The organism is Mesorhizobium sp. M0771 (assembly GCF_040320155.1).
Lineage (GTDB): Bacteria > Pseudomonadota > Alphaproteobacteria > Rhizobiales > Rhizobiaceae > Mesorhizobium.
Genome location: NZ_JAMYPC010000009.1, coordinates 112,218 through 137,346, shown reverse-complemented (window position 1 = coordinate 137,346; position 25,129 = coordinate 112,218). Strand labels below are relative to the sequence as shown.

24 protein-coding genes and 2 pseudogenes are annotated in these 25,129 nt (G+C 59.1%); 17 read left to right on the top strand and 9 right to left on the bottom strand.

Translation table 11 applies throughout. The features are described 5' to 3' along the window. The first annotated feature begins 58 nt into the window (after positions 1 to 58). The gene (gene ligD / locus NKI05_RS16140; RefSeq protein ID WP_352792653.1) at positions 59 to 2,701 is read left to right on the top strand and encodes a DNA ligase D; all 2,643 of its coding nucleotides are present in this window, start codon (positions 59 to 61) and stop codon (positions 2,699 to 2,701) included. On the opposite strand, the gene NKI05_RS16135 is transcribed toward ligD, so the two are convergent. Both NKI05_RS16135 and NKI05_RS16130 read right to left on the bottom strand, forming a co-directional pair. Then, entirely contained in the window at positions 2,681 to 3,565 is an 885-nt protein-coding gene (locus tag NKI05_RS16135; protein ID WP_023736055.1) for an alpha/beta fold hydrolase, read from the bottom strand. The two genes, ligD and NKI05_RS16135, sit on opposite strands and share 21 nt — an antisense overlap. Before the next feature lie 174 nt (positions 3,566 to 3,739). Continuing rightward, positions 3,740 to 4,210: a GFA family protein gene (locus NKI05_RS16130; RefSeq protein WP_050594101.1), complete on the bottom strand. Its 471-nt coding sequence runs from the start codon at positions 4,208 to 4,210 to the stop codon at positions 3,740 to 3,742. A gap of 192 nt (positions 4,211 to 4,402) precedes the next feature. Here NKI05_RS16130 and NKI05_RS16125 point away from each other — a divergent pair, with 192 nt between their 5' ends. The 3 genes and pseudogenes from NKI05_RS16125 (at position 4,403) to NKI05_RS16115 (ending at position 7,423) form a co-directional block, all read left to right on the top strand. Further along, complete coding sequence (locus NKI05_RS16125) at positions 4,403 to 4,627, top strand: hypothetical protein (RefSeq protein WP_023668054.1); 225 nt, start codon at positions 4,403 to 4,405, stop codon at positions 4,625 to 4,627. Positions 4,628 to 4,912: 285 nt separating this feature from the next. Further along, positions 4,913 to 6,429 (top strand): annotated as a pseudogene (locus NKI05_RS16120) (alpha,alpha-trehalose-phosphate synthase (UDP-forming)). Between the two features lie 730 nt (positions 6,430 to 7,159). After that, on the top strand, positions 7,160 to 7,423 hold the full coding sequence (locus NKI05_RS16115; protein ID WP_023681159.1) for a hypothetical protein: 264 nt from the start codon (positions 7,160 to 7,162) through the stop codon (positions 7,421 to 7,423). Positions 7,424 to 7,645: 222 nt separating this feature from the next. Here NKI05_RS16115 and NKI05_RS16110 read toward each other — a convergent pair whose 3' ends face one another. Then, positions 7,646 to 7,822 (bottom strand): hypothetical protein, encoded by a 177-nt coding sequence (locus tag NKI05_RS16110; protein ID WP_023681160.1) that lies wholly within the window; start codon positions 7,820 to 7,822, stop codon positions 7,646 to 7,648. A gap of 117 nt (positions 7,823 to 7,939) precedes the next feature. Continuing rightward, positions 7,940 to 8,494, bottom strand: a complete 555-nt coding sequence (locus tag NKI05_RS16105; protein ID WP_050588792.1) for a response regulator — start codon at positions 8,492 to 8,494, stop codon at positions 7,940 to 7,942. Between the two features lie 158 nt (positions 8,495 to 8,652). Here NKI05_RS16105 and NKI05_RS16100 point away from each other — a divergent pair, with 158 nt between their 5' ends. Together NKI05_RS16100 and NKI05_RS16095 are read left to right on the top strand one after the other, a co-directional pair. After that, positions 8,653 to 11,766, top strand: a complete 3,114-nt coding sequence (locus NKI05_RS16100) for a CheR family methyltransferase (RefSeq protein WP_352792687.1) — start codon at positions 8,653 to 8,655, stop codon at positions 11,764 to 11,766. Further along, complete coding sequence (locus tag NKI05_RS16095) at positions 11,763 to 12,179, top strand: response regulator (protein ID WP_352792649.1); 417 nt, start codon at positions 11,763 to 11,765, stop codon at positions 12,177 to 12,179. The genes NKI05_RS16100 and NKI05_RS16095 overlap by 4 nt, the downstream gene beginning before the upstream one ends. 181 nt (positions 12,180 to 12,360) lie before the next feature. Here NKI05_RS16095 and NKI05_RS16090 read toward each other — a convergent pair whose 3' ends face one another. The 3 genes and pseudogenes from NKI05_RS16090 to NKI05_RS16080 form a co-directional block, all read right to left on the bottom strand. Beyond that, positions 12,361 to 12,606, bottom strand: coding sequence for a hypothetical protein (locus NKI05_RS16090; RefSeq protein ID WP_023725497.1), 246 nt, complete (start codon positions 12,604 to 12,606; stop codon positions 12,361 to 12,363). A 90-nt stretch (positions 12,607 to 12,696) separates the two neighbouring features. Beyond that, positions 12,697 to 13,099: pseudogene (locus NKI05_RS16085) on the bottom strand (SDR family NAD(P)-dependent oxidoreductase); the annotation flags it as partial. 603 nt (positions 13,100 to 13,702) lie between these two features. Further along, the gene (locus NKI05_RS16080) at positions 13,703 to 14,500 is read right to left on the bottom strand and encodes an SDR family NAD(P)-dependent oxidoreductase (protein WP_023696321.1); all 798 of its coding nucleotides are present in this window, start codon (positions 14,498 to 14,500) and stop codon (positions 13,703 to 13,705) included. Between the two features lie 499 nt (positions 14,501 to 14,999). Between NKI05_RS16080 and NKI05_RS16075 the strand changes: the two genes are divergently transcribed. From NKI05_RS16075 to NKI05_RS16060, 4 genes are read left to right on the top strand one after another with little or no spacing between them, the layout of a single operon-like run. Then, on the top strand, positions 15,000 to 15,461 hold the full coding sequence (locus NKI05_RS16075; protein WP_050586847.1) for a hypothetical protein: 462 nt from the start codon (positions 15,000 to 15,002) through the stop codon (positions 15,459 to 15,461). Further along, positions 15,458 to 16,678 carry an NRAMP family divalent metal transporter gene (locus NKI05_RS16070; protein WP_352792647.1) on the top strand — a complete coding sequence of 407 codons (1,221 nt, stop codon included), beginning with the start codon at positions 15,458 to 15,460 and terminating at the stop codon, positions 16,676 to 16,678. Before NKI05_RS16075 ends, NKI05_RS16070 begins: the two co-directional genes overlap by 4 nt. Further along, positions 16,675 to 17,037 carry a hypothetical protein gene (locus NKI05_RS16065; RefSeq protein ID WP_245261918.1) on the top strand — a complete coding sequence of 121 codons (363 nt, stop codon included), beginning with the start codon at positions 16,675 to 16,677 and terminating at the stop codon, positions 17,035 to 17,037. The genes NKI05_RS16070 and NKI05_RS16065 overlap by 4 nt, the downstream gene beginning before the upstream one ends. Before the next feature lie 2 nt (positions 17,038 to 17,039). Continuing rightward, positions 17,040 to 17,372 (top strand): hypothetical protein, encoded by a 333-nt coding sequence (locus tag NKI05_RS16060; RefSeq protein WP_023681169.1) that lies wholly within the window; start codon positions 17,040 to 17,042, stop codon positions 17,370 to 17,372. A gap of 20 nt (positions 17,373 to 17,392) precedes the next feature. Here NKI05_RS16060 and NKI05_RS16055 read toward each other — a convergent pair whose 3' ends face one another. Continuing rightward, positions 17,393 to 18,028 carry a GNAT family N-acetyltransferase gene (locus NKI05_RS16055; RefSeq protein WP_352792644.1) on the bottom strand — a complete coding sequence of 212 codons (636 nt, stop codon included), beginning with the start codon at positions 18,026 to 18,028 and terminating at the stop codon, positions 17,393 to 17,395. A gap of 202 nt (positions 18,029 to 18,230) precedes the next feature. On the opposite strand from NKI05_RS16055, the gene NKI05_RS16050 reads away from it, so the two are divergent. The 5 genes from NKI05_RS16050 to NKI05_RS16030 all read left to right on the top strand — a co-directional run bounded on the left by NKI05_RS16050 (position 18,231) and on the right by NKI05_RS16030 (position 22,069). Next, positions 18,231 to 18,551: a hypothetical protein gene (locus NKI05_RS16050; protein ID WP_031195797.1), complete on the top strand. Its 321-nt coding sequence runs from the start codon at positions 18,231 to 18,233 to the stop codon at positions 18,549 to 18,551. Positions 18,552 to 19,185: 634 nt separating this feature from the next. Further along, the gene (locus NKI05_RS16045; protein ID WP_023725490.1) at positions 19,186 to 19,596 is read left to right on the top strand and encodes a DUF427 domain-containing protein; all 411 of its coding nucleotides are present in this window, start codon (positions 19,186 to 19,188) and stop codon (positions 19,594 to 19,596) included. Between the two features lie 40 nt (positions 19,597 to 19,636). Then, positions 19,637 to 20,056: an HD domain-containing protein gene (locus NKI05_RS16040; protein ID WP_023681173.1), complete on the top strand. Its 420-nt coding sequence runs from the start codon at positions 19,637 to 19,639 to the stop codon at positions 20,054 to 20,056. Positions 20,057 to 20,387: 331 nt separating this feature from the next. Next, positions 20,388 to 20,894, top strand: a complete 507-nt coding sequence (locus tag NKI05_RS16035; RefSeq protein ID WP_023668075.1) for a YciE/YciF ferroxidase family protein — start codon at positions 20,388 to 20,390, stop codon at positions 20,892 to 20,894. Positions 20,895 to 21,022: 128 nt separating this feature from the next. Continuing rightward, entirely contained in the window at positions 21,023 to 22,069 is a 1,047-nt protein-coding gene (locus NKI05_RS16030; protein WP_023815880.1) for an ATP-dependent DNA ligase, read from the top strand. 654 nt (positions 22,070 to 22,723) lie between these two features. Here the strand turns inward: NKI05_RS16030 and ku are convergent. Next, entirely contained in the window at positions 22,724 to 23,551 is an 828-nt protein-coding gene (ku, locus tag NKI05_RS32260; protein WP_023681176.1) for a non-homologous end joining protein Ku, read from the bottom strand. Here ku and NKI05_RS32255 point away from each other — a divergent pair. Continuing rightward, entirely contained in the window at positions 23,450 to 24,247 is a 798-nt protein-coding gene (locus tag NKI05_RS32255) for a DUF6894 family protein (RefSeq protein ID WP_460221764.1), read from the top strand. The two genes, ku and NKI05_RS32255, sit on opposite strands and share 102 nt — an antisense overlap. Before the next feature lie 23 nt (positions 24,248 to 24,270). After that, on the top strand, positions 24,271 to 24,891 hold the full coding sequence (locus NKI05_RS16020) for a cysteine hydrolase family protein (RefSeq protein ID WP_023687850.1): 621 nt from the start codon (positions 24,271 to 24,273) through the stop codon (positions 24,889 to 24,891). The last annotated feature ends 238 nt before the right edge of the window (positions 24,892 to 25,129 follow it).

The window sequence follows — 25,129 nt, the reverse complement described above, 5'->3', positions numbered from 1 at the left end:
ACCAAATCTCACCCACTGCGTTGAGTCCCGGCGTTGCGTCATTAGTCGGGGCACTTCCATGAAAACGGGCGAGCTTTCAACCTACCGGGCCAAAAGGGATTTCGCGAAGACGAAAGAGCCCAGCGGCGAAAGCTCGATTGCGGGTTCGAATCGACTTCGGTTTGTCATCCAAAAACACGCGGCCACGCGGCTGCACTATGATCTTCGCCTCGAGCTTGGCGGGGTCTTCAAATCATGGGCTGTGACCAAAGGTCCATCACTGGATCCTCACGACAAACGACTTGCCGTGGAGGTTGAGGACCACCCGCTGGAGTACGGCGACTTCGAAGGCACAATTCCCAAAGGACAATATGGTGGCGGCACGGTGCAGTTGTGGGATCGCGGATATTGGGAACCGGAAGGCGCCATGTCTCCCGAAAAGGCGTTGGAAAAAGGCGACCTGAAATTCACGCTGCAGGGCAAGCGCCTGCATGGAAGCTTCGTCCTCGTGCGCATGAAGCATGACCGCAATGGCGGGAAGCGGACCAACTGGCTGCTGATCAAACACCGCGACAAATACGCGACAGAGGGCAATGGCGATGCGGTGCTGGCTCAAAACCGATCCGTCGCCTCCGGTCGGAGCATGGAAAGGATTGCAGCGGGAAAGGGGGCAGGTCCGAAGCCGTTCATGATCAAAGGTTCATCGTCGGCCGATGCGGATGCCGTTTGGGACAGCAAGCGCGGCCATGCCGACAAGCGCGCCGCCAAGTCGGCAAAGCCTGCTCCGCGGCCGAAGCGAGCCGCTGGTGCCTCAGCGGCGAAGATGCCCGACTTCATCCCACCACAGCTTTGCGCAACGCTTTCCCGGCCGCCGGCCGGGACGAACTGGGTTCACGAAATCAAGTTTGACGGTTATCGCGTCCAGTTGCGCGTGGAAGACAAGGACATCGCCCTTAAGACCCGCAAGGGTCTTGACTGGACGGAGAAATTTGGCGCCATCGCAAAGGAGGCCGCCAGCCTCCCCAACGTCATCATCGACGGCGAGATCGTAGCGCTTGGCGAGAACGGCGCGCCCGATTTTGCCGCACTGCAGGCGGCGCTGTCGGAGCGCCGGACGAAAGACCTGATCTACTTTGCTTTTGACCTGCTCTTCGCAAATGGCGTCGATCTGCGAAAGATGCCTCTCTCACAACGGAAGGAACGTCTGAGCGAGATGCTCGGCGAAGTCGATCGCGGCGCGCAAAATCTCATCCGCTATGTCGAGCACTTCAGCAATGGCGGCGACGCGGTGCTGCGTTCTGCCTGTCGCCTTTCGCTTGAGGGGATTGTCTCCAAGAGGGCCGATGCAACCTATGTTTCGGGGAGGACCGACACCTGGGCCAAATCGAAATGCCGCGCCGGGCATGAGGTGGTCATCGGCGGCTGGTCGACGACCAACGGCAAATTCCGGTCATTGCTCGTCGGCGTCAATCGCGGTGAACATTTCGCCTATATCGGCCGTGTGGGGACCGGATTCAGCGAGGCAAAGGTCAAGCAGCTGATGCCCAGGCTGCAGGAGATGAAAGCCGCGACGTCGCCGTTTACCGGCGATGGCGCACCGAAAAGGAATTCAACCGTCTTCTGGACGAAGCCGGAATTGGTCGCGGAAATCGAGTTCGCCGGCTGGACCGGGGGTGGCAATATCCGGCAGGCCGCCTTCAAAGGCCTGCGTGAAGACAAGCCCGCAAAAGACGTCGAGGCCGAGCGTCCAGCTGATCCTCAAGAGACGCCGATTGCCGACCCTGCCAAGGTGACTGGCAAGACAGGAAAAAGCCCGGTTGTCATGGGCGTCATCATTTCCAAGCCGGACAAGCCGCTTTGGCCGAATGCCGGCGACGGTCAGCCCGTCGACAAGCTCGATCTTGCAGAATATTTCGAGACCGTTGGCCCCTGGATGATCAGACATATCAAAGGTCGTCCCTGTTCACTCGTGCGCGCGCCGGATGGCTACGCCGGCGAGCAGTTTTTCCAGCGCCACGCAATGCCAGGCACATCCAATCTGCTGGAACTGGTAAAAGTCTTCGGCGATCACAAACCGTATCTGCAAATCGACCGCGTCGAGGGTCTGGCCGCGATCGCCCAGATAGGCGGCCTTGAGCTTCACCCCTGGAATTGCCAGCCGGGTCATCCCGAAATACCTGGCCGACTTGTCTTCGACCTTGACCCCGGTCCGGAAGTCCCTTTTGCGAAGGTGGTCGCGGCAGCCAAGGAAATGCGCGATCGTCTCGAAGATCTGGGCTTGGCGAGCTTCTGCAAAACCACGGGCGGCAAAGGCTTGCATGTCGTGACGCCATTGACGGCCCAACGCAGCAAGACGATATGGGCCGAGGCCAAGGCCTTCGCAAAGGCCGTCTGCATGCAGATGGCGGCAGACAGCCCCGATCTCTACCTCGTCAACATGGCCAAGAAGCTGCGGACATCCCGGATTTTTCTCGACTATCTCAGGAATGATCGCATGGCGACAGCCGTCGCCCCTCTCTCCCCTCGCGCCAGGGAAGGCGCGACTGTATCCATGCCGCTGACCTGGAGTCAGGTGAAGGCGGATCTCGATCCGAAAAAATACACCGTTCGCACGGTTCCGGGCCACCTCAAAAAGACCATCGCCTGGGCTGACTACGATGATGGCGAACGGTCGATCAGCAGTGCCATCAAACGGATTGGTTCAGCAAAGCTCGCCGCATGACGACGTCGGTTCGCGCAAGAACGCCATGACAGCTGCGGCTACCGCCTCGGCTGCTTCTTCGGCCATATGATGTCCGCTTTCGATCGGTTGGCCCTTCAGTTCGGTGGTCCAGGGTCGCCAAACATCGAGCACGTTGCCGTAGAGTGCCTCAAGGTCATCGCGGGCGGACCAGAGCGCCAAGGTCGGGCACGCGACCCGGCGACCAGCTTTCCTGTCATCGATATCGTGCAATTGATCGATGGCCAGACCTGCCCGATAGTCTTCAAGCATGCCGTGAACAACATTCGGATCGTGGATTGCGTCCTTGTAGTCGACATAGGCCTCAGCCCCCATGGACTCGGCTGAGCCGCCATACCACGCGTCAGGATCGGCCATGATTGCGCGTTCGGGCTTGTCCGGCTGTGCAAAAAAGAACCAGTGCCACCAGAGCTTCGCAAAGCGGGCGTCGCAGCGTTCGAGGGCTTCCAGGATAGGGACGCTATCCATGACGATCAGATGGCTGATCGCTGACGGGTGATCCATCGCTGCTCGGAACGCTGTGTAGCTGCCGCGGTCATGGCCTGCGATCGCAAACCGGCCAAAGCCGAGATGTCGCATGAGAGCGATGCAGTCCCTGGCCTTGGCACGCTTGGAGGATCCAGCATGGTCTACGGCGTCCGCCGGTACCGAGGACCGGCCAAAGCCCCTCAGATCGGGGCAGACAACTGTGTGGTCGGCGGCGAGAAGTGGGGCTACCCGGTGCCAGGTAACGTGCGTCCGAGGATGGCCATGCAGCAAAAGAAGCGGCGGGCCTGAACCTCCATACCTGACTCTCAGTGAGGACTCGGGCAGATCCACGGTCTCTAGCTTGAATCCTTCAAACATCCGCTTCTTTGTCGTCAGACTGTGAAAACAAGTCCCGCATGTCCATCTTCAACCCACCCCGGTGAAATTGGTTTCGGGCATTTGTCCGTTTGGACATTTCTCTCATTCCAATGGTTCGGCCGCCGTTCAGGATCCGCCAGCCCTGGCGCTGACGCCCGGATCCAGCCTCCTGCCTCACCGGTCTCTGGGATTGCCCTGGGTGGGGTCGCGCGCCCGGGTGTAGCCCTCGACGCGAGGCAAACCGTCATCCATCCTGATAAACGGCAGCCGCATTTCCCAACAGGCTTGAGCTTGGGGATGGAACTTCTCGGGCGCGTCCATGAATCCGATCGAGATGTAGAACTCGTTTGGCAAGCCTTCATCGGTGTACCCAATCGAGGTGCCACATTCCGAACAGAAGGAGCGCACGACGCCCCTGGTTTTCGAGAATGTTTTTGGTTTTGGGCCGAGCCAATGGACCTGATCTGGACGATAGCCAATCCAGATCGTCAGTGGGCTGCCGATCGCTCGTCGGCAGTCATCGTCGTGGTCGAAACAAATCCAAAAGGGATCGCCACTGAATTCAGCTGTGATGGCTCCGCAAAAGCAATGCCCTCGATCAATCCGGGCCGGTTTTCTGATCGTCGTTCGTGGTTTGTCGTCCATGGTAGTCTTCCGGCCAGCTTGGTGGCGTAACGCCGCGAACGGCAAGCAGTTCCTTTGGACGTCACAGAGCCGCAGATGCGCGCAACTTGCACGTTGCTCGTCAATATCATTTGAGGCAGATCAGGCCTTAGTTTGTTGGGAACATTTTTTCAGGTCCGCACTTTGTTCGCCGTCTGACCAAAGGAGGCGACCTTGAAAACACGACGCATCGACAGGGAAAAGATCGAGAGGGCGGATCGAGAAGCCAAGTTGCTGTTGGAAGCGGAGCGGCATGCCAGGGAAGCCAAGACGGCGCGGCTTAGAGAACAGCGACAGTTGTTGGAGGCATCGATAGCGCAGACCCCGCCGGCGCCCGTAGCCGCAAAGCAGCCGCCCCGCCAACGAAAGCCGACGCGCAAGGTAATCGAGGTGGACTGACCGTTTGGTCAGTTGGGGCTTTTGCCAAGGTGGGGAGTTGATATGACAGGGCAGGGGATCCGGCAGCATGAATACCAAAGCGGTAAGTCCGGCCGTCGCCAAAGCGGCTGCTCGGCGTGCTGGATCGGGGTCTCATCACCGGTGCGTCCGACGACGATCCTGCGAGAGCCGCTGAAAAAGGCGCCGAGCGGGCCGAGAATGTGATCCAGCGAGTCCGGCTGGACACTTACGTCGGGAACAATCGCACGCGCGGACCGTTCCCCAAGCGATCTTCACGCTCAGGATTTGCTCTTGTTGCAGCGACCGGATGAAATTTTCAACGAGGCCTCGCAAACGGTTGGTGATCCCCTTGAGCGCGACGCCTTAGGTGGGGAGGCTGAGCTAACTGGCGATCGCGCCATCCCGCGTCGTCTGGTTGTCGTCTCGAATAGGCTGGGGAGCATTCGCGATCTGTCGCAAGCCGGCGGACTTGCTGTAGGCATCGGGGATGCGTTGGCCGAGCGTGGAGGCCTGTGGCTAGGAGCAAGCGCTGAGTATCAGGACTACGCCGCGAGCGACGAACCGCTGATCCGCTTGGAACGCGTGGGAAAGATCGAGACGGCTGCGCTTACCCTGCCCTATGAGGAGTATTCGCTCTATTACAATGGCTATGCCAACAGCACGCTGTGGCCGCTTTTTCATTACCGACTCGACCTGGTGAACCACCGGGCAGAGTTTCTACACGCCTACCGGCAGATCAATGCGCGGTTCGCGAAGGCGCTCGCAGGACTGCTGTCGGGCAACGACGACCTGGTGTGGGTTCACGACTACCACCTTATCCCCTTGGCCGCCCAGTTGCGGCGGCTGGGAGTCCGGAATCGGATCGGTTTCTTTCTTCACATACCGTTCCCGCCGCCTGACCTGTTTGTAGCCACGCCCGACCATGAAGAACTCATCGATGACCTGCTTCAATATGACGTCGTGGGGTTCCAGACCGAAACGGACGTGGGGAATTTCCGGCGCTCAGTGCAGGCGGCCAACTCCATTACTTTTGATATCAATGGTTCGGCTGAGATGAACGGCCGCACGGTGTTGTCGAGGTGTTTTCCGATCGGCATCGACGTCGATTCAATCGCACGCATGGCCAATGAGGCGGCGGAGGATGTGCAGATCGATTCCATGCGCCGCCAGATTCTGGGTCTCAAGCAAATCATCGGCGTCGATCGGCTGGACTACTCCAAGGTCTTCCCGGCCGCATGGAGGCTTTCGCGCGTCTTTTGGAAAGGCATCCGGAACACGAGCGGGCGGCAACCTATTTGCAGATTGCGTCGCCGACGCGCGAGGAGGTCAGCGCCTATGCCGACATCCGGGCCCAGCTTGAAGCAACCGCCGGCGCGGTCAACGGAAGATACGCGGATTTGGCTTGGACCCCGATCCGCTACATCCACCGTGCCGTATCACGCTCTCGGCTTGCTGGCCTGTTGCGCGCTAGCCAGGTCGGATTGGTCACGCCCCTGCGTGACGGAATGAACCTCGTCGCCAAGGAATACATAGCCGCGCAGGACGAAGCCGACCCCGGAGTGCTGATTTTGTCGCGTTTTGCAGGTGCGGCTGAAGAACTTGCCGAATCCTTGATCGTGAACCCGTATGCGGTCGACGAGGTTGCCGATGCGATCGCAAAAGCGCTCGCGATGCCGCTTGAGGAAAGAATTGCAAGGCATAGTGCACTGCTCAAGCGCATCAGGCGCAATGACGCAGCAGAATGGCGGCGGATTTCTCGCCACGCTCGCGGGCGAGAACTAGCGCCTGGCATCGATGCCTGAATCCGTCCGTGTGTCACGCGTCCCACACGGTCATAGCCCGGCAATAACCCGGCTGGCCTAGCAGTTCGAAAGGCCTTGAAGCTGATCATGTACCTTGTCAGCCCGCATCAGAAACTTTTCGCTCGTTGCCGGAAGCGCGATAGCCCGCCTCAATCGGTGGACTATCGAAGGTTCCACGGAACACACCGCCGGTCCGGTCGTTTGGGCTCTGATAGGAGATCTGCGATGACAAGGAACCCCACGCGAAAGGACAGTGATCTCTCTGAAAAAGAGGCAATCAAGTTGGCCGAAGTCACCGACGTGTCACCCGGGCAGGCCAAAGAGCTTGCAGCCGAGCACGGCAAAGACGGCGCCAAGAAGGAAGCAAGAAATTACAAGGCGGAGGGCTGACTATGGCGGCCAGTGGATCCGCAAACGACAGAGACGCACGAGCCACCCTCTACGCACAAGGAGTAATGGAAGCCGAGCGTAAAGCGCGGGAAGAGAAAACGGCGCGATTGCGCAAAGCCCGTTTGGCGCATGAGGCGGTCAATCCGCCTGCACCCGAGCAGAAACCGGCAGTGCCGGAAACGCCAAAGCGGGTCGCCAAACCAGGCAGCCGAAAAGCTGGAGAAGATTAGCTTCAGCTTTCTTCAGCTGTGCCGGTGGCCGGCGCCGGGGAAGAGCAGACCGTGCGGTCGATCTGCACGATAAATTTGTACTTCATCGAACGACACAAAGGAGTCCAGTGATGACGGAGCATGTGTCCCGGAAGGAAGAACAGCGTGGCACCCGAAATGTACTCGGGTGGGGCGTCGTCATTGCGGCTGTGATCTTCGTCGCACTGCTAGCCTTCTTTGTGTTCATACCCCTTTCAGGCGGATCGTGGCAGACATCGCCAGTAAAGCGCACCCCGGAACAGAACCAAGGCGGCAATGCCCCCGCCGAGACATCACCCGCGCCCGGCGTTAAAAAGAACCCGCAAGAAAATACCGAGATGCCAGGGCAGCAGTGATCGACCTTGGGCTGCGACCCAAGTTGGCCCTGATCTTCCTGGTCTCATCGGCGTCATGATGGGATCAGGGCCTTCTGGGCGCAGGAACCGCTGAGCTATTGAGACTGGGGTTTCGCCCACATCGAGCGCAGAAAGATTACCGCAGCAGCATCGGTCTGGCGAACGAGGCGATGACGCCATCGTGGAACTCGAGGCACATCAAGATGCCTAGCTGCAGGCCGTTCAGTTGGGATTTTTCAGCTGCTTTGACAACAGCAGTTGCTGCTGCAGCTCAAGGGCGAGCTTCAACAGCCGTTCAGGTGTTTCCTCTTCCGCGATTTCGTCGAGCAGCGCTGCGAGTGCGTCGCCCTCAACAGGATCGCGGAATGAGTCAGGTTTGGTTTGCGGAGGTTTGGCCACGAGGATTTCTAGCAGGAATGCGGCCGTATTTGCAAGACGAAGCGAAGCACTCTTGGCGGAGGGTACTGGGGTGGGGGGCGGTCGACGGAGCGGTCTGCGGCAAACTGTCGGACAATCTTAATTCATAATGCCAGACCTGTCGTTGCGGAGCACCTCCTCCATGAGCGTGTTGAGCCATTCGCTCAAGGGAAGGTCATGCCGCGTCGACAACCGCTCCTCCAGCGCCGCCTTCAATGTCCGTTCGACGAGGCGATCGGCCGCCTGTGGGTCGCCCAGCAGCAGCCGCGCGGACAGCCTCAGTTTTGGAAGAGCGCGGAAAACGTTGTCTTCACCAAGCGCTGTTGATTGCGCGGCGAGGATCCCGGCAACCGTCCTGAACCCGGCCGGCTTGGAGAGGTTTTGGGTGTATCGGAACCGCTCCGGCAGGGTGATCTGATCGTTTCCGGAGAAGAATACGAACGGGATGCCTCTGTCCGTCAGCTCGTCGGCGAGGGGAAAAACAGTCTCACCGTTGAGGTCGATGTCCAGCACCGCCCCATCCGCTGAATCGATATATCGTCGAGCCCGGCTGACTGACGACACCGGCCCCAAAACGGTCGCCCCACAATCGCTGAAATAAGAGGCAAGTTCGCTTGCCAGCAAGAATTCGTCCTCGACGAGCAGAATTCGCATGCCTAATAACATAGCAGCCCTCCGGGCTTTAAACGGCGGTCGCGTCCATCGGTTCCGTGGCGATCGGCGGTGCGGGATGGGAATTCGACCAGGAACGGTTTACACATTGGATCGAAATCAGCGCTGCCGCGTTGCATTTCACTGAAGCAGGACAATTGATGCAAAAGCTGCCGAGGTTCCCCATAGTCGGTATTGGCGCCTCTGCGGGCGGCATTGCCGCCATGGAGGGATTTTTTCGCGGGATGCCGTCTTCGAGCGGGATGGCGTTCGTGATCGTCACGCATCTTAGCCCCGAACGGGAAAGTCTGCTGCACGAAGTGATTGCGCTTTACACCGGAATTCCGGTTCGTGTCGCTGAAGATGGAATGGGTATCCATCCTGACACCGTCTACGTGATGCCGCACAACGCGATCCTCACCATCGAAAATTCCAGCCTAAAGCTGCGCCAACCGAATTCCGTGTCCAGGGAGCGCAAGCCCATCGATATCTTTTTCAGCGCGCTGGCCGAGGATCAGGGCGAATACGCCGTCGGCGTCGTCCTGTCGGGCGGCGATTCCGACGGTACGTTGGGCATCAAGGCAATCAAGGAGAATGGCGGCCTGACGCTGGCGCAACTCTCCGACGAGTCGGGTCCGAGCAATCCCGACATGCCGCGCAGCGCGATCAGTTCCGGTCTGATCGATATCGCCATCCCAGCCGATGAGATGGGTGCGAAACTCATGGAATTTGCCCACAGCTTTGAACTGCTCGACGAGCTTGAAGCTGACGATGGCAAGGCCAGTGCTTTGAAACTCCGCAAGGGCCAGGAGGAAATCTACGCGATCCTGCGCAGCCATTCGGGACATGATTTCTCGGGCTACAAGGCCAAGACGTTCTTGCGTCGCGTCAGGCGACGCATGCAAATGACGCAGAACACCGCGATCGATGCCTATATAGAGTTGCTTCGTTCAAATGCGGAGGAAGTGCGGTCGCTGTTTCGCGACCTGCTGATCAACGTGACAAATTTCTTCCGCGACACGGACGCTTTCAAGACCCTGGAAGAAACCGTCATCCCCAAACTTTTCGAAGGCAAGGACGCCAACGATACGATCCGCGTCTGGGTGCCCGGCTGCGCAACCGGCGAGGAAGTCTTCTCGATCGGAATGCTGATGCGCGAGCATATGGATACACTTTCGGCTGTGCCGCGCATCCAGATTTTCGCCACGGACATCGATGACGCGGCGCTGGGCATCGCACGTTCGGCGCGCTATCCGGAGTCATTGCTTGCGGGCGTTTCGCCTGGACGTCGCGAACGCTTCTTCAGCAATGACGGCACAAGTTTCATCTTGAGCAAGAGCGTACGTGATCTCTGCATCTTCTCGGCGCACAGCGTCATCCGCGATCCACCCTTCTCGCGCATGGACATGGTGTCGTGCCGGAACCTCCTGATCTATTTCGGCCCCGATGTGCAAAAGCAGGTTATTCCGACCTTCCACTATTCGCTGAAGCCCGGTGGCTATCTGTTCCTTGGCACCTCCGAAAGCATAAGCCAGCATGCCGACCTGTTTGCACCGGTCGACAAGAAACAACGGATCTTCAAGGCACGAGAACATTCGGCGCCGCCGCGGCTGCCGATCTTGTTGAATGCTGCGCCTGCAACCAACTTTTCCAGCGCCAATGACACACATGCCCGCCGCGGCTTGTCTTATTCCCTAAGGCAAACCGTTGAAGCGCAGGTTCTCGAACGCTTCGCTCCGGCTCACGTCGTCGTCAATGGTGATGGAGATGTCGTCTATTACTCGGTCCGAACCGGCAAATATCTCGAGCCGCCGCAAGGGGTGCCGAGCAGACAATTGCTCACAATGGCACGCAGCGGCCTGCGTCTGGAATTGCGCGGCGCTTTGCGGGAAGCCGCCGAGGGCCGGCGCACGGTTGTGCGCGAAGCGATAGCCATTGAAGAAGATGAAGATCGTGTCCAATTCGTCACATTGACGATCGAGCCCTTGACTGATCGCGGCAGCGGCGAGCCGCTGTTTCTCGTCCTGTTCGAGCCGGTGGGCCAGCCGCAGCCGCGGCTGGAGGCTCTAAAGGTTCGACAGCCGGTGGCATCTGGGATTGCTGATTTCGAACGCGAGCTCCGCGATACGCGCGAGCGCCTGCAATCGACGATCGAAGAATATGAGACCGCGTTGGAGGAGTTGAAATCTTCCAATGAGGAACTCGTCTCGGTCAACGAAGAAGCCCAGTCCTCCAATGAGGAGCTCGAGGCCTCCAAGGAAGAAATGCAGTCCCTCAATGAGGAATTGAACACCATCAATGCCGAACTGGTTTCCAAGATCGAGGATCTCGATCGTGCCAACAGCGATCTGAAGAACCTGTTCGAGAGCACACAGATCGCGACTGTTTTTCTCGATACCAAGCTGGTTATCCGCAGCTTCACGCCGGCGGCGTCTTCGTTCTTCAACTTGCTGCCGACCGACATCGGAAGACCGCTGACCGATCTTGCCAGCCGGCTCGATTATCCGCACCTGCGCGACCATATTGCCCAGGTTTTCAGGGCCGGCGAGATGATCGAGCACCAGCTGCCGCGCGATAGCAACGGCATCCACTATCTCGTGCGGCTGATCCCCTACCGCGACAGCGCGCGGAAAATCCAGGGCGTGGTGGTGACCTTTGTCGATGTGACGACCATGGCTGAAGCCGAAGCCCACCAGCGGGTATTGATCTCGGAACTCAACCATCGGGTCAAGAACATGCTGGCTGTTACGGTCAGCATTGCCAGTCAGACCCTGAAAAATGCTCCCTCTTCGGAGGCTTTCGCCGAAGCGCTCATCGGTCGCCTGCGCGCCATGGCGCGGGCCTACGGAGTGCTCTCGCGCGAAAGCTGGAAAGAGGTCTCGGTCGAGGAAATCGTGCGGCAGGAAGTCGAGCCGTTCGGGCTGGAACGCATCAACACCACAGGCGAGGACATTCGGCTCAAGCCTCAGCAGGGCCTGTCGCTTGGCATGGTGATCCATGAACTTGCCACGAATGCTGGAAAATATGGCGCCTTGTCCGTGCCAAACGGCGTGGTGTCCGTGACTTGGTCGGCGTCGGATCACGGTTTTCAGCTCGAATGGTTAGAAAGCGGCGGTCCCGCTGTCAGTCCGCCTGAGAAGACGGGATTTGGTCTTTCGCTGGTGAAGGGCGAAATTGAGTATCGGCTTGGCGGAAATTTTGAAACATCTTTCGGTTCCGATGGTTTGAGCTTGCGGATTGAGTTTCCGTTTGATCATCGGGAGAGCGAAACGTGACTGCATCTCGTATCCTTGTCGTCGAAGATGAATGGCTGGTCGCGGAGGAGCACCGCGCAATCCTGGAAGAGGCCGGCTTCGCCATCGCCGGGCCAGTGCCGTCCGTTGCTCGCGCGAAAAAGCTGATCGAGAGTGAAGTCATATCTGCTGCGGTCCTGGACATTGGTCTCGGCGGCGAGACCAGCGCTGCCCTTGTCCCTCTTCTAGCGCAACGCGGAATTCCGTTTGTTTTCGTCAGTGGGTACACGGCATCCGACATCCCGCAAGATTTGCGTCATCACAAGATGCTGTCAAAACCCGTGTGGGCTGCCGCGCTGTTCGAGGCCGTGCGAAATATGCTCGGTGTTCAACCGACAGCTTTGGCAAGACACCAGGACAGCGGAACGGTGCCAACCCAACGAGAAGCCCGATAACTGCACAAAGACACTGGTTTTTCACCAGAGATGCGACGACATTCGGGTCCAGGCCCGAGCCGGCGTCGCCGGCAAGTGCCTGCGATCCGGCCGGCACGATTGGCATGCTCGCGGTCTGGCGTACTCCAGCGCTGGGCGAAAGTTCGCCACCGCGCGACGATTGGTCAGCCGTGTGAGCTTATCAAACAACGGGCAGTTCGCCCTCGGTTTTCCTCGCGTCGAATAGGACGCCAAGGCCGTAAGTGACGGCGCCAGCGGCAATCATCTCTGCCAACGCTGCGCTCGACACCGGGCAATGCGGCATGACAGCCTTGATCGCGAGTTCGGCATTCGCGATCGACACGAAATCGTGCCGTCGCTTACGGGTCTCCAGATATTGTTCGATCAACATCTGCAGTCGCCTTCTTTCTATATCATCGCCAGCCATTGGTTCCTCCTGTAGACAGACTGAAAGCCCACCACGCCTAAGGAGCGGTGGGCCTGGCGGCCCTTTTTGAGGACCGTGGACTCTAGTGAGGCGGGCAGCGTTGCTGACCAGGATGTCGAGACCGCCGAGGGGCGTTGCTGCTTCATCGACCAGCTTTCTGCAAAAGGCCTCATTGCGGATATCGCCGGCAAGCCTTTTGACCTGCCGCTTTTATTAGGTCCACCAGTTCGTCGGCGTCTTCCTGTTCTTCGGGGAGGTAGCCGAAAGCAACGTCCGCACGCTCGCGCGCGAATGCAATCGCCGCCGCACGACAGGTTCCGGAATCGCCGCCGGTTATCAGCGCTTTGCGACCGGCAAGCCTGCCTGGTCCCTTGTAGGTCGTTTCGCCGTGATCCGGGCGCGGCACCATCTTGCTGGCCAAACCCGGCCACTTCTGTTCCTGTGGCTTGAAAGACGGCTGGGGATATTGCGTCACCGGATTCTGTTTGAGCATCGGGCTCGCAGGGCCTGCTTTAGCAGGCACTGTTCCCGTATCGGCTGACGCCGTGGAAGCATAAGCGGCGAGAATTCCTCCCGCCATGCTTCCAGCGACAAGTCTACGCGCTGCGTCTGGTACATTGTCATGCTGGTCGTGGTTCATCATGGGCTCGCTTTGACGGCAGGTGACCGTTACGGAAGTGGCACCTAACCGGCCGTCGACGCGAATGTTCCCTTGTGATTGCAGTGAGGTGTCGCTCGCCTTGCCCGTCTCGGCCGTGAGGCCGCATCACCACTTTGACACAACCTCCTGATTGTAGCGGAACGTCTTGTACAGACCGGCCCTGCTTCCAGATCGGCCGGTGGGTAATCAGAAAGAGGGATCGATTTCGTCGTTCTGGACCATCGCCAATAAAGGTTCCAGGTAGCGTTGCGTATGCGTCTGGCCCATCCGGAAAGCCAGTCCCTTATTCATCGCCGCCAAACGGGATGTGATCGACCAGACCAACATAGACGCCGGGAACCGAGATGGTGCCGCCCCTCGCGGCAGCGATAGATTGCCTCGCGCAGCACATGCGGCCTTGGGAATGCCAGCCCTTTTGATGACGCGAATATTGGCTCAGTCGCTGGACGCCGACCCCGGCTCGGCCATCCTACGGTGCTGTTCGGCCAAGGTGCCTGCCGGCGTGACATGCGCGGCGGCGACCTGCAGCTTGTTTTTCCAACCGCTGACGACCTGTTCATCACCGGCCATCATCGCCTCGTAACCCGTCTTGGCGACATCGGCCGGATTGTCCTTTTCATCGGAGCCGACCTTGGTATCCATCATTTCAGCGCGCTCGAAGAATCGCGTCTGCGTGGGGCCAGGCATCAGCACGGTGACCGTCACGCCGCTATCTTTCAGCTCATGGCGGAGCGCGATCGAGAAGGAATCGATGAACGCCTTCGTGCCGTTGTAGACGGCCTGGAATGTGCCGGGCATGAAGCCGGCGATCGATCCGGTGAACAGGATGCGCCCGCGGCCTCGCCGGGCCATCTTGGCGCCGAGCTCATGCGCCAGATAGACCGTTCCGGTGACATTGGTGTCGATGATCCGGCGGACTTTTCGCCAGTCCTGGTCGACGAAGCCGTTGCCGAGCCCGCGTCCCGCATTGAGAAACAACAGGTCGATATCGCGATCGCCGATTTGGGAGATCAACCGATCGGCGCCCTCGACGGTCGCCAGATCGGCCTCAATGGCTTCGACCGTTACATTGTGGGTCTCAAGTGCCTCTGCCGCCTGCCGGATAGCCGGCTCGTCGGCGGCGATGATCAGGTCGTAGCCGTCTTTAGCGCACAGCTTTGCGAGTTCCCTTCCGATGCCACTCGAGGCGCCGGTCACCACAGCGAGTTTGGCGTCCGTCATCATATCCTCCATCTTCGTGCGATCGGAACCACGAGCGGGCACAATTGTTCCGCGGCGTTTGGGCTGGATTGATCGTGCGCTGTCATGACGGTCAGGCGACGGTCGTCATCGCGGTCGTTGCGCGCATTCATGGATGGGCCGTTGCGACAAAAACCGTTCTACGCCATGAGAACTCGCGATGGCCTACCTTCAAAAAGGCCCCCAAACGCATGGATTGAGTACTCAGAACGGATCAGTTGAAGTTGGAACAAGTGGCCCGGTTGCAAGTTCGAACCGTGCAGCGTTGTTGCCCTCCCATGTTGATGCTGCGCGATCGGGTCATCCCCTCAGCCCGATCTGCCCGCGCTTCTCCGCGCCAAAGAGAAGCGCGGGCCCCCTCTTTTAACGGCTGTCCGGGATGTTGGACTAGCCGACCTCACAGGCTCGTCGTCGGTTTCGTTTGACGAGCTCTCCGAGCGCTCTAGATCATTGATGCCGGACGCAGTTGGTTCGGGCCGGGGAGGAAATCCGCGTGGCGCATCCAACGCGCGCTGTACCCCATAACGACCGTCATTTTCCGGTTGGCTGCCTGTGCTTGCTTCTGATTCTAGCCGGGTTGGCCGGATGCTCGTCTTCCAATCAGGTGGCGCAGCAATCACGAACAGCGGCCTCCGCGGCACAGACCGTATCGATGGTGCTGGATGCCTGGGTGGAGGGAGCGGCACCGTCCGCCTATGCCACGGCCGCACTGCACTCGGTCGGAAAAACGCTGGCCGATGTCGAGGCGCAAATTCGATCGGCCGAGACCGCTGAACCAGCCGGGCGAGCAGGACTGACGGCAGCAGTCAACAGTTTGTCGGTGGCGGTGGCGCATGCCGAGGCGGGATTGCGGGTGAACAATCGCACTGAGGTGGAAAGCGCACAACAGGATCTTCGGGCGGCCATGCGCTCGCTCGCCGCCGCTTACACCAGCGCTTTCGGACCAAAGCCGTGAAGAAGCTTCTGGAAATATCGCTTGGCGTCGTCACCAGTGTCGGAGGTTTCCTCGAAGTCGGGTCGATGGCTACGGCGGCGCAGGCGGGTGCCGCCTTCGGATTCCAGCTAATCTGGGCCATAGTTCTCGGCACCATATGCATCATCTTTTTGGTTGAAATGGCCGGTCGGTTCGCCGCGATGAGCCATCACACGATCTCAGAGGGCATTCGTGAAAGATTTGGGTTCAACGTCTTCCTATGGCCGTTGCTCGTCGTCCTTCTCGTCAATTTCATGGTGCTGTCCGCTGAGATCGGCGGTGTGGCCATCGCACTCGAACTTGCCACCGGCATAGGCTTCCAGTGGTGGGCACTGCCGGTGTCGTTGCTGGCATGGCTGCTGCTGTGGAAAGGCACGTTTGGCTTTATCGAGAAAGGCGTTTCGGTCCTCGGCCTCGTGACGCTGTGCTTCGTGGTTGGTGCGGTGATGTTAAAGCCCGACTGGACAGCGGTCGCTGGCAGCGCCGTGCCTTCGCTGCCGGCTCACGATGCCATCAATTACTGGTTCATGGCGGCCAGCATTCTCGGCGCCTCGATATCGCCTTATCTTTTCATGTTTTATTCCTCGGGAGCTATCGAGGACAAGTGGGATGAAAGCCACCTTGGGGCCAATCGTGCCATCGCCGGGCTGGGCATGACCTTCGGTGGGACCATTTCGATCGGCGTGTTGATCATCGCTGCTCTCGTTCTCGCGACGCACGGCATCGACCAGGTGGACGACTATCACCAACTGCCGTTGATGCTGATCCCTATATTCGGCTTCTGGGGGTTCGTTCTATTCGTTGCCTCGCTAGCCATTGCCTGTTTCGGCGCCGCACTCGAAGTCGGGTTGCAACAGGCATATCTGGTGGCACAGGGCTTTGGCTGGACCTGGGGCGAGGATCGCAAGCCGCGCGATGATCCGGGCTTCAGTGCCGTCTATACGGCATCATTGTTTTTGGCCGCCATTCCGATCATGCTTGGCCTCGACCCACTGAGGCTGACCATCTTTTCCATGGCGGTAACGGCGGCGAGCCTTCCGCTGACGGTAGTTCCATTTCTCTTCCTGCTGAATGACGAACGCTATGTCGGCGAACATCGCAACGGCATCATTTCGAATGCCGCCGTTGTCTTCATTATCGCGCTTGCCTTCGTGCTCGCCGTGGTGACAATTCCGCTGCAGATATTCGGAGGCACATGATGGAATTGATGCGTGATCTCCTGGACAAGCAGGTGTTCGACCGCCGGCGGGTCAAGATCGGCAAGGTCGACGGAGTGGTGGCTGAGTTGCGGCTGGGCAAACCACCAAGGATTGTCGCGATAGAACTCGGCTCCATCACTTTGGCGCGCCGCCTTGGCGCGCGGCCCGGGGAATGGATGGCGCAACTGACGACGAGGGTGGGTGGCAAACGCCACGCCGTGCCACACAGGATTGCGTGGAAAAAGGTGCAGGACAACGGGCTCGACATCGAATGTGACATCGAGGTGGGCGAGACGTCGATTTTCGCCTGGCAGGACTGGTTGCGCGATCATGTCATCGGGCGCATCCCAGGAGCGTGATGATGAGGACAGTCAACCTCGAACATCTTGCCGGGCGACGCGTGCTCTCGCAGCGCGGAAAGAGCATCGGTCACATCGAAGAGATTCTCGCCGAACAGCGTGGCGACGAGCTCGTCGTTACTGAATTCCACGTTGGCATCTACGCCGCGTTCGAGCGTCTGTCGGCTTCGACCATCGGCATCGCGATGCTCGACCTCTTTCGGCTGCGCCGCCGCGACGGCCTGTACCGCATTCCCTGGGATAAACTCGATATCTCCGATCCGGCGCGACCGCGGCTGCTATGCCCGATGACCGAGCTTCCTGGATGGAAAGGGCAAAAGGACCTTCGGGAGTAGATGGCTACGGCTCGGGAGGGCTAAGGCGCCGGCATTTTGCCGGCGAACAGCCGTTCGTGCAGATGGCGCCTCCGCAAAGATTGCTGCAGGTTCTTGCGAAGGAAGATGCGGGCATGTCCTGGAATAACGAATTCGACTTTGCCGAATTCCTCAAACCCATGAAGCCGGTAGAATTGAGGCGCCTGGAAACTGCTCGTCTCGACGACGGCTCTCTTGCATCCGCGCCTAATGGCTTCCTCCTCAATCGCCATAAGAAGCTGTGATCCATAGGATCGGCCACGCAATTTTTCAGGCAAGAAGAACATGTCGAGAAACAGGAGCCCCAGTTCCGTTCTGCCCCAAATTCCACCCCAGATCTTTCCCGAGGGGTCGGTAAGCTCCGCGCCGATCACTGCCCGGTCATCGATTCCGGTTTGTTCGATGTTGTGTCGATAGAGCGCAGCGGCCGCCTGCGTTCGTGCATCCCCGTTGTGAGCCAGAGCGATTGTAAATCCTTCGGATCGAGCCGGCATGCGTTCTGCTCCTGCGTCGGAATGGTCTTGAGATTCAACCGTCAGACTAACATCAAGGCGGCCGGTTCGCTCGCAGCTCTGATCGCCGCTTCTGTTGTAACCCGTATTGCCCACATTCCGCATCGCGATCCGCGTCGGATGCATGCAGCCGCGCCCAACATATCGCTTTGGTGTTGAACAAAGCCCATCCTGCCCTTGTCAGGTCTCATCACAATTCGTGCGCCGTCAAGAGTATCCACCTCGACGAAGGCTGCTGCGGATCACAATCCATTACGCCGGGAACAATGAGAAAAACCTGTCGTTGGGAAAGCGATCGCAATTCGGCGATTCAAACACGGAGACTCCAATGTTGAAGAAAATTCTAGCCGCGTCGGTGCTAACTATTGCCTTGGCCGGTTCCGCCTTGGCGCAGACAAATGGAACGGGTGCTGGCGGCACGGCTGGCACGGGTAATGGAACTGGTACTGGAACTGTTGGCAGCGGCGGCGCCGCTGGCAATGGCACTGGCAGCGGGAATGCGGCCGTGCCAACCGATCCGAATTCCACAAACTCGACTACAAAATCGAACGGCATGACCGACCGTTGCAAGGACGCCGCAGGCAATGACATCGATAACAACACTGCAAGTGGCGCAACGACCTCGACCGTGCAAAATTGCAACAAGTAGCCGATGGACCTAGCGGCTTCGGCCGCCCGAAGGCCCGCCATCAAGACAATGGCGGGCCTCCGAATACGTGCCTCGCATGCTGCCTGGATACATAGGAGCACATGTGTCCAAAGAGACCCGGCGGGCCAAACTCGATCGCTTAGCAGCCTCGATTCCGAAGCACGAATTCGAATTCCTAATGAAGATTGCAAAGCTAAGCCGTCATGACCTACTTGGCCTGATCGCTAAACACGATGGCGGCAGGGACAAGGTCTATAGGGACCTTGCGGCCCACTTGGCAGCAACTGAGGCCGCCCCGGAGCCCGTACATGAGGCGGCAGCTGACGACGGCCAAACAGCTGGAGCATCTCCAGCCACGAACTCGCCCGCCGGCAAGTGGCGGCGAAGATCATTTCGGTGCCAGCCCTGACGCTCCACGGAAGCGACGACCGTGTCGTCCTTCCAAAGTCTTCGAATGGGCTGGACGAGCATTTTACCGCGCCTTACTGACGAGTACTGCTGGATACGGCAGGCGGTAGGCGCTTTAAGGCCGGCTGCCATTCAGCTCATCGGACATGCCGGAACCTGAAGCGCCGCCGCGCATTTCGTCTCTAGGCATGACCGATCTTGCGGTAATCGCCAGGGAGAAATCCAAATGCAAACTTCAGGCGCAACTTCACAACACCACCTTGGCCGATTGGCCATAGAACCGTTTTCCGGCACGGTGACGGTGCGGTTTTCCGACGCCATCGTCGCAGCTACGGAGCGGGCGAAGGTCCTGCGTGAAGACGGGCACGAGCCCGTTTTCTATATCCCCTTCGAGGACATCTATTTCGATCTTTTCGAAAAGACCGACACCACCACCCGGTGCCCGCTCAAAGGCACCGCAAGCTACTGGCGTGTCCACGCCGTCGGCAGTTCTTCCGATGATTTCATGTGGGCCTACGAAACGCCCGATGCGGCTGCTCTGGCTATTGCAGGTCACGGCGCTTTCGATCCGGAAAAGGCCCGTATCGATGTCGACCCTGCCGAGGACAAGCGACACACGCCACATATCGTCGAATAGGTTTCATCAGCCAGAGTCAATCACGGTAACGACAGGCGCGATGAGCATTTTCTACCAGGCGGCAAAGATTGCGGAGGAGGTTCACGCGTCGCAGCGCGATAAGACCGGGCGGCCCTACATCGAGCATTGCCGCCGTGTCGTCGACGCTGTCGAGACAATCGATCAGAAGACTGTTGCCTACCTTCATGACGTTCTGGAGAAAGGCGAGGGCTGGACCCGCGCCAAGCTCGAGGAAGCAGGCTTCGGACCGACAATTACCGCGGCGGTCGATGCCATGTCGCGCAGGCCGGATGAGGAGTATTTCGCCTTTGTCCGGCGGGCTGCGTCGAACCCAGTGGCGCTCCCCGTAAAACGCGCCGATCTGGAGGACAACATCTGGCAGTCGAGGCAGGTCGGAGCGTCGGCGGCCAAATATGAAGAGGGCCTTCGCATACTTGACCAAGAGTTCTCCCGACAATAGTGCGCGCCCGGCGCTGGCATTGCATCTGCCGAAGCAGCCATCGCCTGCGAGAGCTTGCGGCGCACAGCACGTTTCGGCTCTCCTGGCCGTCAGTTTTTCCGCGCCGGCGTGCCCCTGAGGGTCCTCGCCTGGACCATGGAACGTGTGTTCGGGTCAAAGCTCCTCCGGAGATGGACCGCAGCGTCCCGAAAAGGAGTAACGGCCGGCTCGGAATCAGGAACTCCTCCGGCACCGGTGCGTTGACCAGCAAGCCGTGACGAGTTCCCGGCCTCCGCGGGTGGCGGGCAAGCCGCCGCCGAACCCGAACTTCTGCACAATGAAAGGTAAGGCCATGGGCTTCTTTTCGAAGGACATCAAGACACTCGACGATCTCTTCGTGCACACGCTGCGCGACATCTATTACGCCGAAAAGCAGATCGAGAAAGCGCTGCCGAAGATGATCGGCAAGGCAACCGATCCGCAATTGAAGGCCGGATTCGAAAAACACCTCGAGCAGACCAAAGGCCATATCGAGCGCGTCGAACAGGTGTTCGAATTGCATGGCGTCAAGGCCAAGGAGGTCAACTGCCCGGCGATAGACGGCATTCTGGAGGAAGCCGACGATGTGAGCGGCGACGTCGACGACAAGGAGGTTCTAGACGCGGCGCTGATAGCGTCGGCGCAGGCGGTCGAACACTATGAGATGACCAGATATGGCACGCTCATCGCCTGGGCCAAGCAGCTTGGCCGCAGTGACTGCGCCAACGTATTGGCCAAGAACCTGAAAGAAGAGCAGGCGACCGATCGCAAGCTCACCGAAATGGCGGAAAGCAAGATCAACATGCAGGCTGCCGAGTAGACCGTCCCAGGTCATGATGAGATTGGTTGAAATCTCATCATGACCTAACCCTGTTGGAGCATGATTTTTTCCAAAGCCGGCACCAGTGCTGCGTTGAGTCGATCTCCATCGTTGTCCACGGAACTTTCATGACGGGCGAATCTGCCATCTCTCGCGATCTGCCGACGAGTGTAAAATCGTCTTTCGGCGTGGCGTTGAGCACGGCGCCGATGGAAGCAAAGGCTGCCGACACGTTGCCGGCCGATGCTGGCCGATGGCAATACGAACCCAAATGGGACGGGTTCCGCTGCCTGGCCTTTAAATCCGGCGCGGCCGTGGAGTTGCGTGCAAAATCCGGCAAGCCGTTAGGGCGGTATTTCCCGGAAGTCGTCGCGATGTTGCATGAACTGAAAACAAAAGAGTTCGTGGTCGATGGTGAGATCGTCATCGAAATTGCAGGCTCTCTTTCTTTCGACGCCTTGCAGATGCGGCTGCATCCGGCGGAAAGCAGGATCCGGAAACTGTCGGTCGCGACGCCGGCAAAGCTGATCCTCTTTGACATGTTGGCGACCTCCGAGGGCGCCTTGATGCAGCAGCCGCTCTCGGTTCGGCGCGCTGCACTCGAACTGTTCGTAAAGTCGGCCGCGCGAAAGGATCTCGAACTGTCTCGGGCGACGCGTGATTTGGCGGCGGCAGGCAGATGGCTTGGCCAATCCGGACAAGGTTCGACCGACGGGGTCGTTGCCAAGCTTCTCGATGACGAATATCGACCCGGCGAGCGCGCCATGGTCAAAGTCAAGCGCCTGCGCACGGCCGATTGTGTCGTCGGAGGGTTCCGCTACCTGGCGAATTCGCGTGAAGTCGGCTCCCTGTTGCTTGGCCTGTACAATGACCAGGGGCAACTCGACCATGTCGGGTTCACTTCGACGATCGCCCGGGAGGACAGGGCCAAGCTTACGCGACAACTTGAAGCTTTGCGATCGGCTCCTGGCTTCACGGGAAAAGCGCCGGGCGGTCCCAGTCGGTGGAGCACGGAAAGAAGCGGACAATGGGAGCCATTGCGGCCCGAACTGGTGGCGGAGGTGCGGTTCGATCATGTCACCGGCGATCGTTTCCGTCATGGCACCAAATTTCTGCGATGGCGTCCTGACAAAAGCCCGAAGCAATGCACGTTCGAACAGATACTTGGAAAATGAGGCTTGGCGAGGCGTCGACAGGTCCACACCATCGAGACCAAATCCGTCAAGCATTCGGCGCAGCCAAATCCAGTCGCATTTCACTGGCGATCTTGAACCCGGCGGCGAGATAAACGCCTTTGCAGGAGGATGCCGGACCAAACTCGTTGTTCAGTCTGTCACCACGCCTCGCTTTGGCGGATCACGGTTCTCGTCCGGATTAGGAACTGGCACTTCGTCGGGAAGAAGATCCGGCTCAGGCTCGCGTATGTCCGGCGTCCACGTCGGCGCATCCACTGGCGGCTCTTCGGTTGGCTCTGGTTTGGGGGGCACATCTATTCTCCGGGTTTCGCTTGGGCGTGGGGTTCGGCCCGCCACAGGTCGCGCGTCGCCGCGTCTGGAGGCGAAAGGGTCTTTTCACACCCCATGTATTTTTACCGATGGCCAGCGGTCCTGGGGCTTGTCGGCGCCCGATCAGAGTCCTGCGTTCCGGCTCCTTTGAGCGCAATGTTGGCATCCGCTGCCTCTGGCTCTTTGAGGACTGCCCTGTCGACGTTCTTGATCTCGGCCATAAGGAATCGTCCTTGGTGGCCAACGGGCAACCGCGAGAATTGTTCCGAGCTATTAAGGGCGGCTGGAGCTGCTGTGCGGACCTTCTGGCTGGGCAGTTATCAACTATGCTGTCTTGCGTTTCGGTGAGGCTCTCTTTGTGGATCTCGCCAGCCCTTCCTGTTTGAGGCTCTTCTTCAGCACCTCAGCGAGGTTGATGACATTCTCCTGTGGCCTTGGTGCGGGCTTCGGCAGCTTCTTGCCTTTGCGCTTTGCATCGATCATGGCGATCAGCGCGTCTTCATAGGTGTCTTCAAATTTCGAGGGATCGAAGGTCGTCACTTTTTTGTCAATAAGCATGCCGGCGATTTCGAGCAGATCGGGGTCGTATTTCTGCTTGGCCAATCCATCGAACACAGTGCTTTCCGAAACCATTTCGTTGTGGTTGCGAAGCTCGGTCATCACCATGCCCTTGCCATAGGGCTGAATCAGCACTTCGCGGCCGCGCTGGTAGAGCACCACGCAGGATCGAGCGGCCACGCCCTTGTTCTTCATGGCATCGCGGATCACTCCGTATGCTTCGATTGCGGCGCCGTCGGCCGGGATCAGATAGTAGGGCTTCTCGAGATAGCGCGTATCGATATCGTCAATCGATACGAATTCGCCGACTTCGAGCGTGTGCTTCGACGTCAGCTTCAACGCCTTTATGTCGTCAGGTTCGATCTGGAGAAATTCGTCTTTTTCGATCTCGAAACCCTTCACCTGATCCGCTGCATCCACCAGCTTTCCGGTCTCCTCGTCGGCGTAGACGCTCCTGACCGGCAGACCGTCCTTGCGGTTCAAAATCTTGAAATGGATCTTGGATGCTTCGCTGGTTGCGCCGACAATCTTCACGCCGCAAGTAACCGAACCAACCTTCAAGAAGCCCTTCCAGGCAGCACGTGGCGCGGCCATTTTGCGCTTATCCCGTTTCCAGCTAGGGCAACGCGTTTCCGTTCGAATTGTTCCTGCGGCGGGGGCTCGGTGCACGTCAATGTCCGGCGGGGAAGTCCTGTCGGTCTCGACAGCCGGGCCGGCGCCTGCATCCGCAGGAACCGAAAGCGCACCATGAACATTGTCAGACACAGGCAGGAGAGTGTCATGCAAGTCGTTCGGACCGAAGTGGTGAATGCCAGGGCGCCAGACGGGCAGTCGGTTCGCCGGGTGATATTTTGCGGCGAGGGCGGCGACTGCGTTACGGTGGACATGGCAAACGTCGGGATACAAGCTGAAGATGACGTGCTTGCCCGCGCAAAGGCAATCCTGGTCCAGACAGCGACCTTTGATCTCGCAGCCAATGAATATGACGCGAGCAGCAACGGCAATTTCGACCAGGTCGAGATAACCTCTGCAAGCGACGGCGCCGGCGACGTATATGTCTTTGAGTATCGCGATGGCGAAACCAGCCGACGCATACCGCCGTCGAGGATGGCGAGCCTTGAGGCGGCCCGGTCCGAAGCTATCCGCTGCGCAATCGATCTTCTCGCCGACCTGCAGCCTGGCACGGACGCTCTGTCCGGGTGGCTTGTGAGGGTATCCAACGAAAACGGTGAATTGCTTTACACTGTTGATGTGGCTGAGGCCGATGCAGCGCGGCAGGCAGGCCAGTAACCCAAACCCGACGGAATCCACCAGTGGCCGCCCAAGGATTGATTCACGGACCAATAGGCGACGATGGCCTGCATCTGTGCGTCGACATGCAGCGCCTGTTTGCGCCGGGTGGACCTTGGCCCGTGCCGTGGGCTGAAAAGGTGGTCCCGGCGATCGAAGAACTGGTCGCCAGACATGCCAGCCGTACCCTGTTCACGCGCTTCATTCCTGCCGCCCGCCCGGGCGAGGCGCCGGGAATGTGGGCAAACTACTATCGTCGGTGGGCGGAGGTAACCCTTTCCAACATCGATCCGCGCCTGATCGAGCTGATGCCTCAACTTGCACGATTTGTACCGCCGGCGACGGTGGTCGACAAACATGTCTATTCGCCCTGGACCGAGGGGCGGCTCGACGCGCTGCTGAGTGGCTCCGGCGTGCGTGCGCTCGTGATCACCGGTGGCGAAACCGACGTTTGCGTTCTCGCGACCGTGCTTGGCGCCATCGATCGTGGCTTTCGCGTCATTCTCGTCACCGATGCCATCTGCAGCTCTGCCGACCAGACCCATGACGCACTGATGGAAGTCTACCATTCCCGCTTCAGTGAGCAGATTGAGGCGGCCAGCATGGCGGAGGTGTTGGAGTGTTGGCCACAACTCACTCGCTGATCTGGGGGGCTTCAAGTGAAAGGGCCGACAATCGTCATTCTGGTCGGGCGGACTGTTTCAGTTGGCGGACGGCACTACAGTGAACCGGAAAACGTATATGAACGGCACGATTGCCTGATCTGCTCGCTCGCGTGAATCAGTGTCTGGAAGCGTACAAAGCCTTGCAGAGCTATCGACAGCGCGGCCAACCGTCATAGAATGGACAGGATACAGCGCCGAAGACTCGATGCCGGCATCT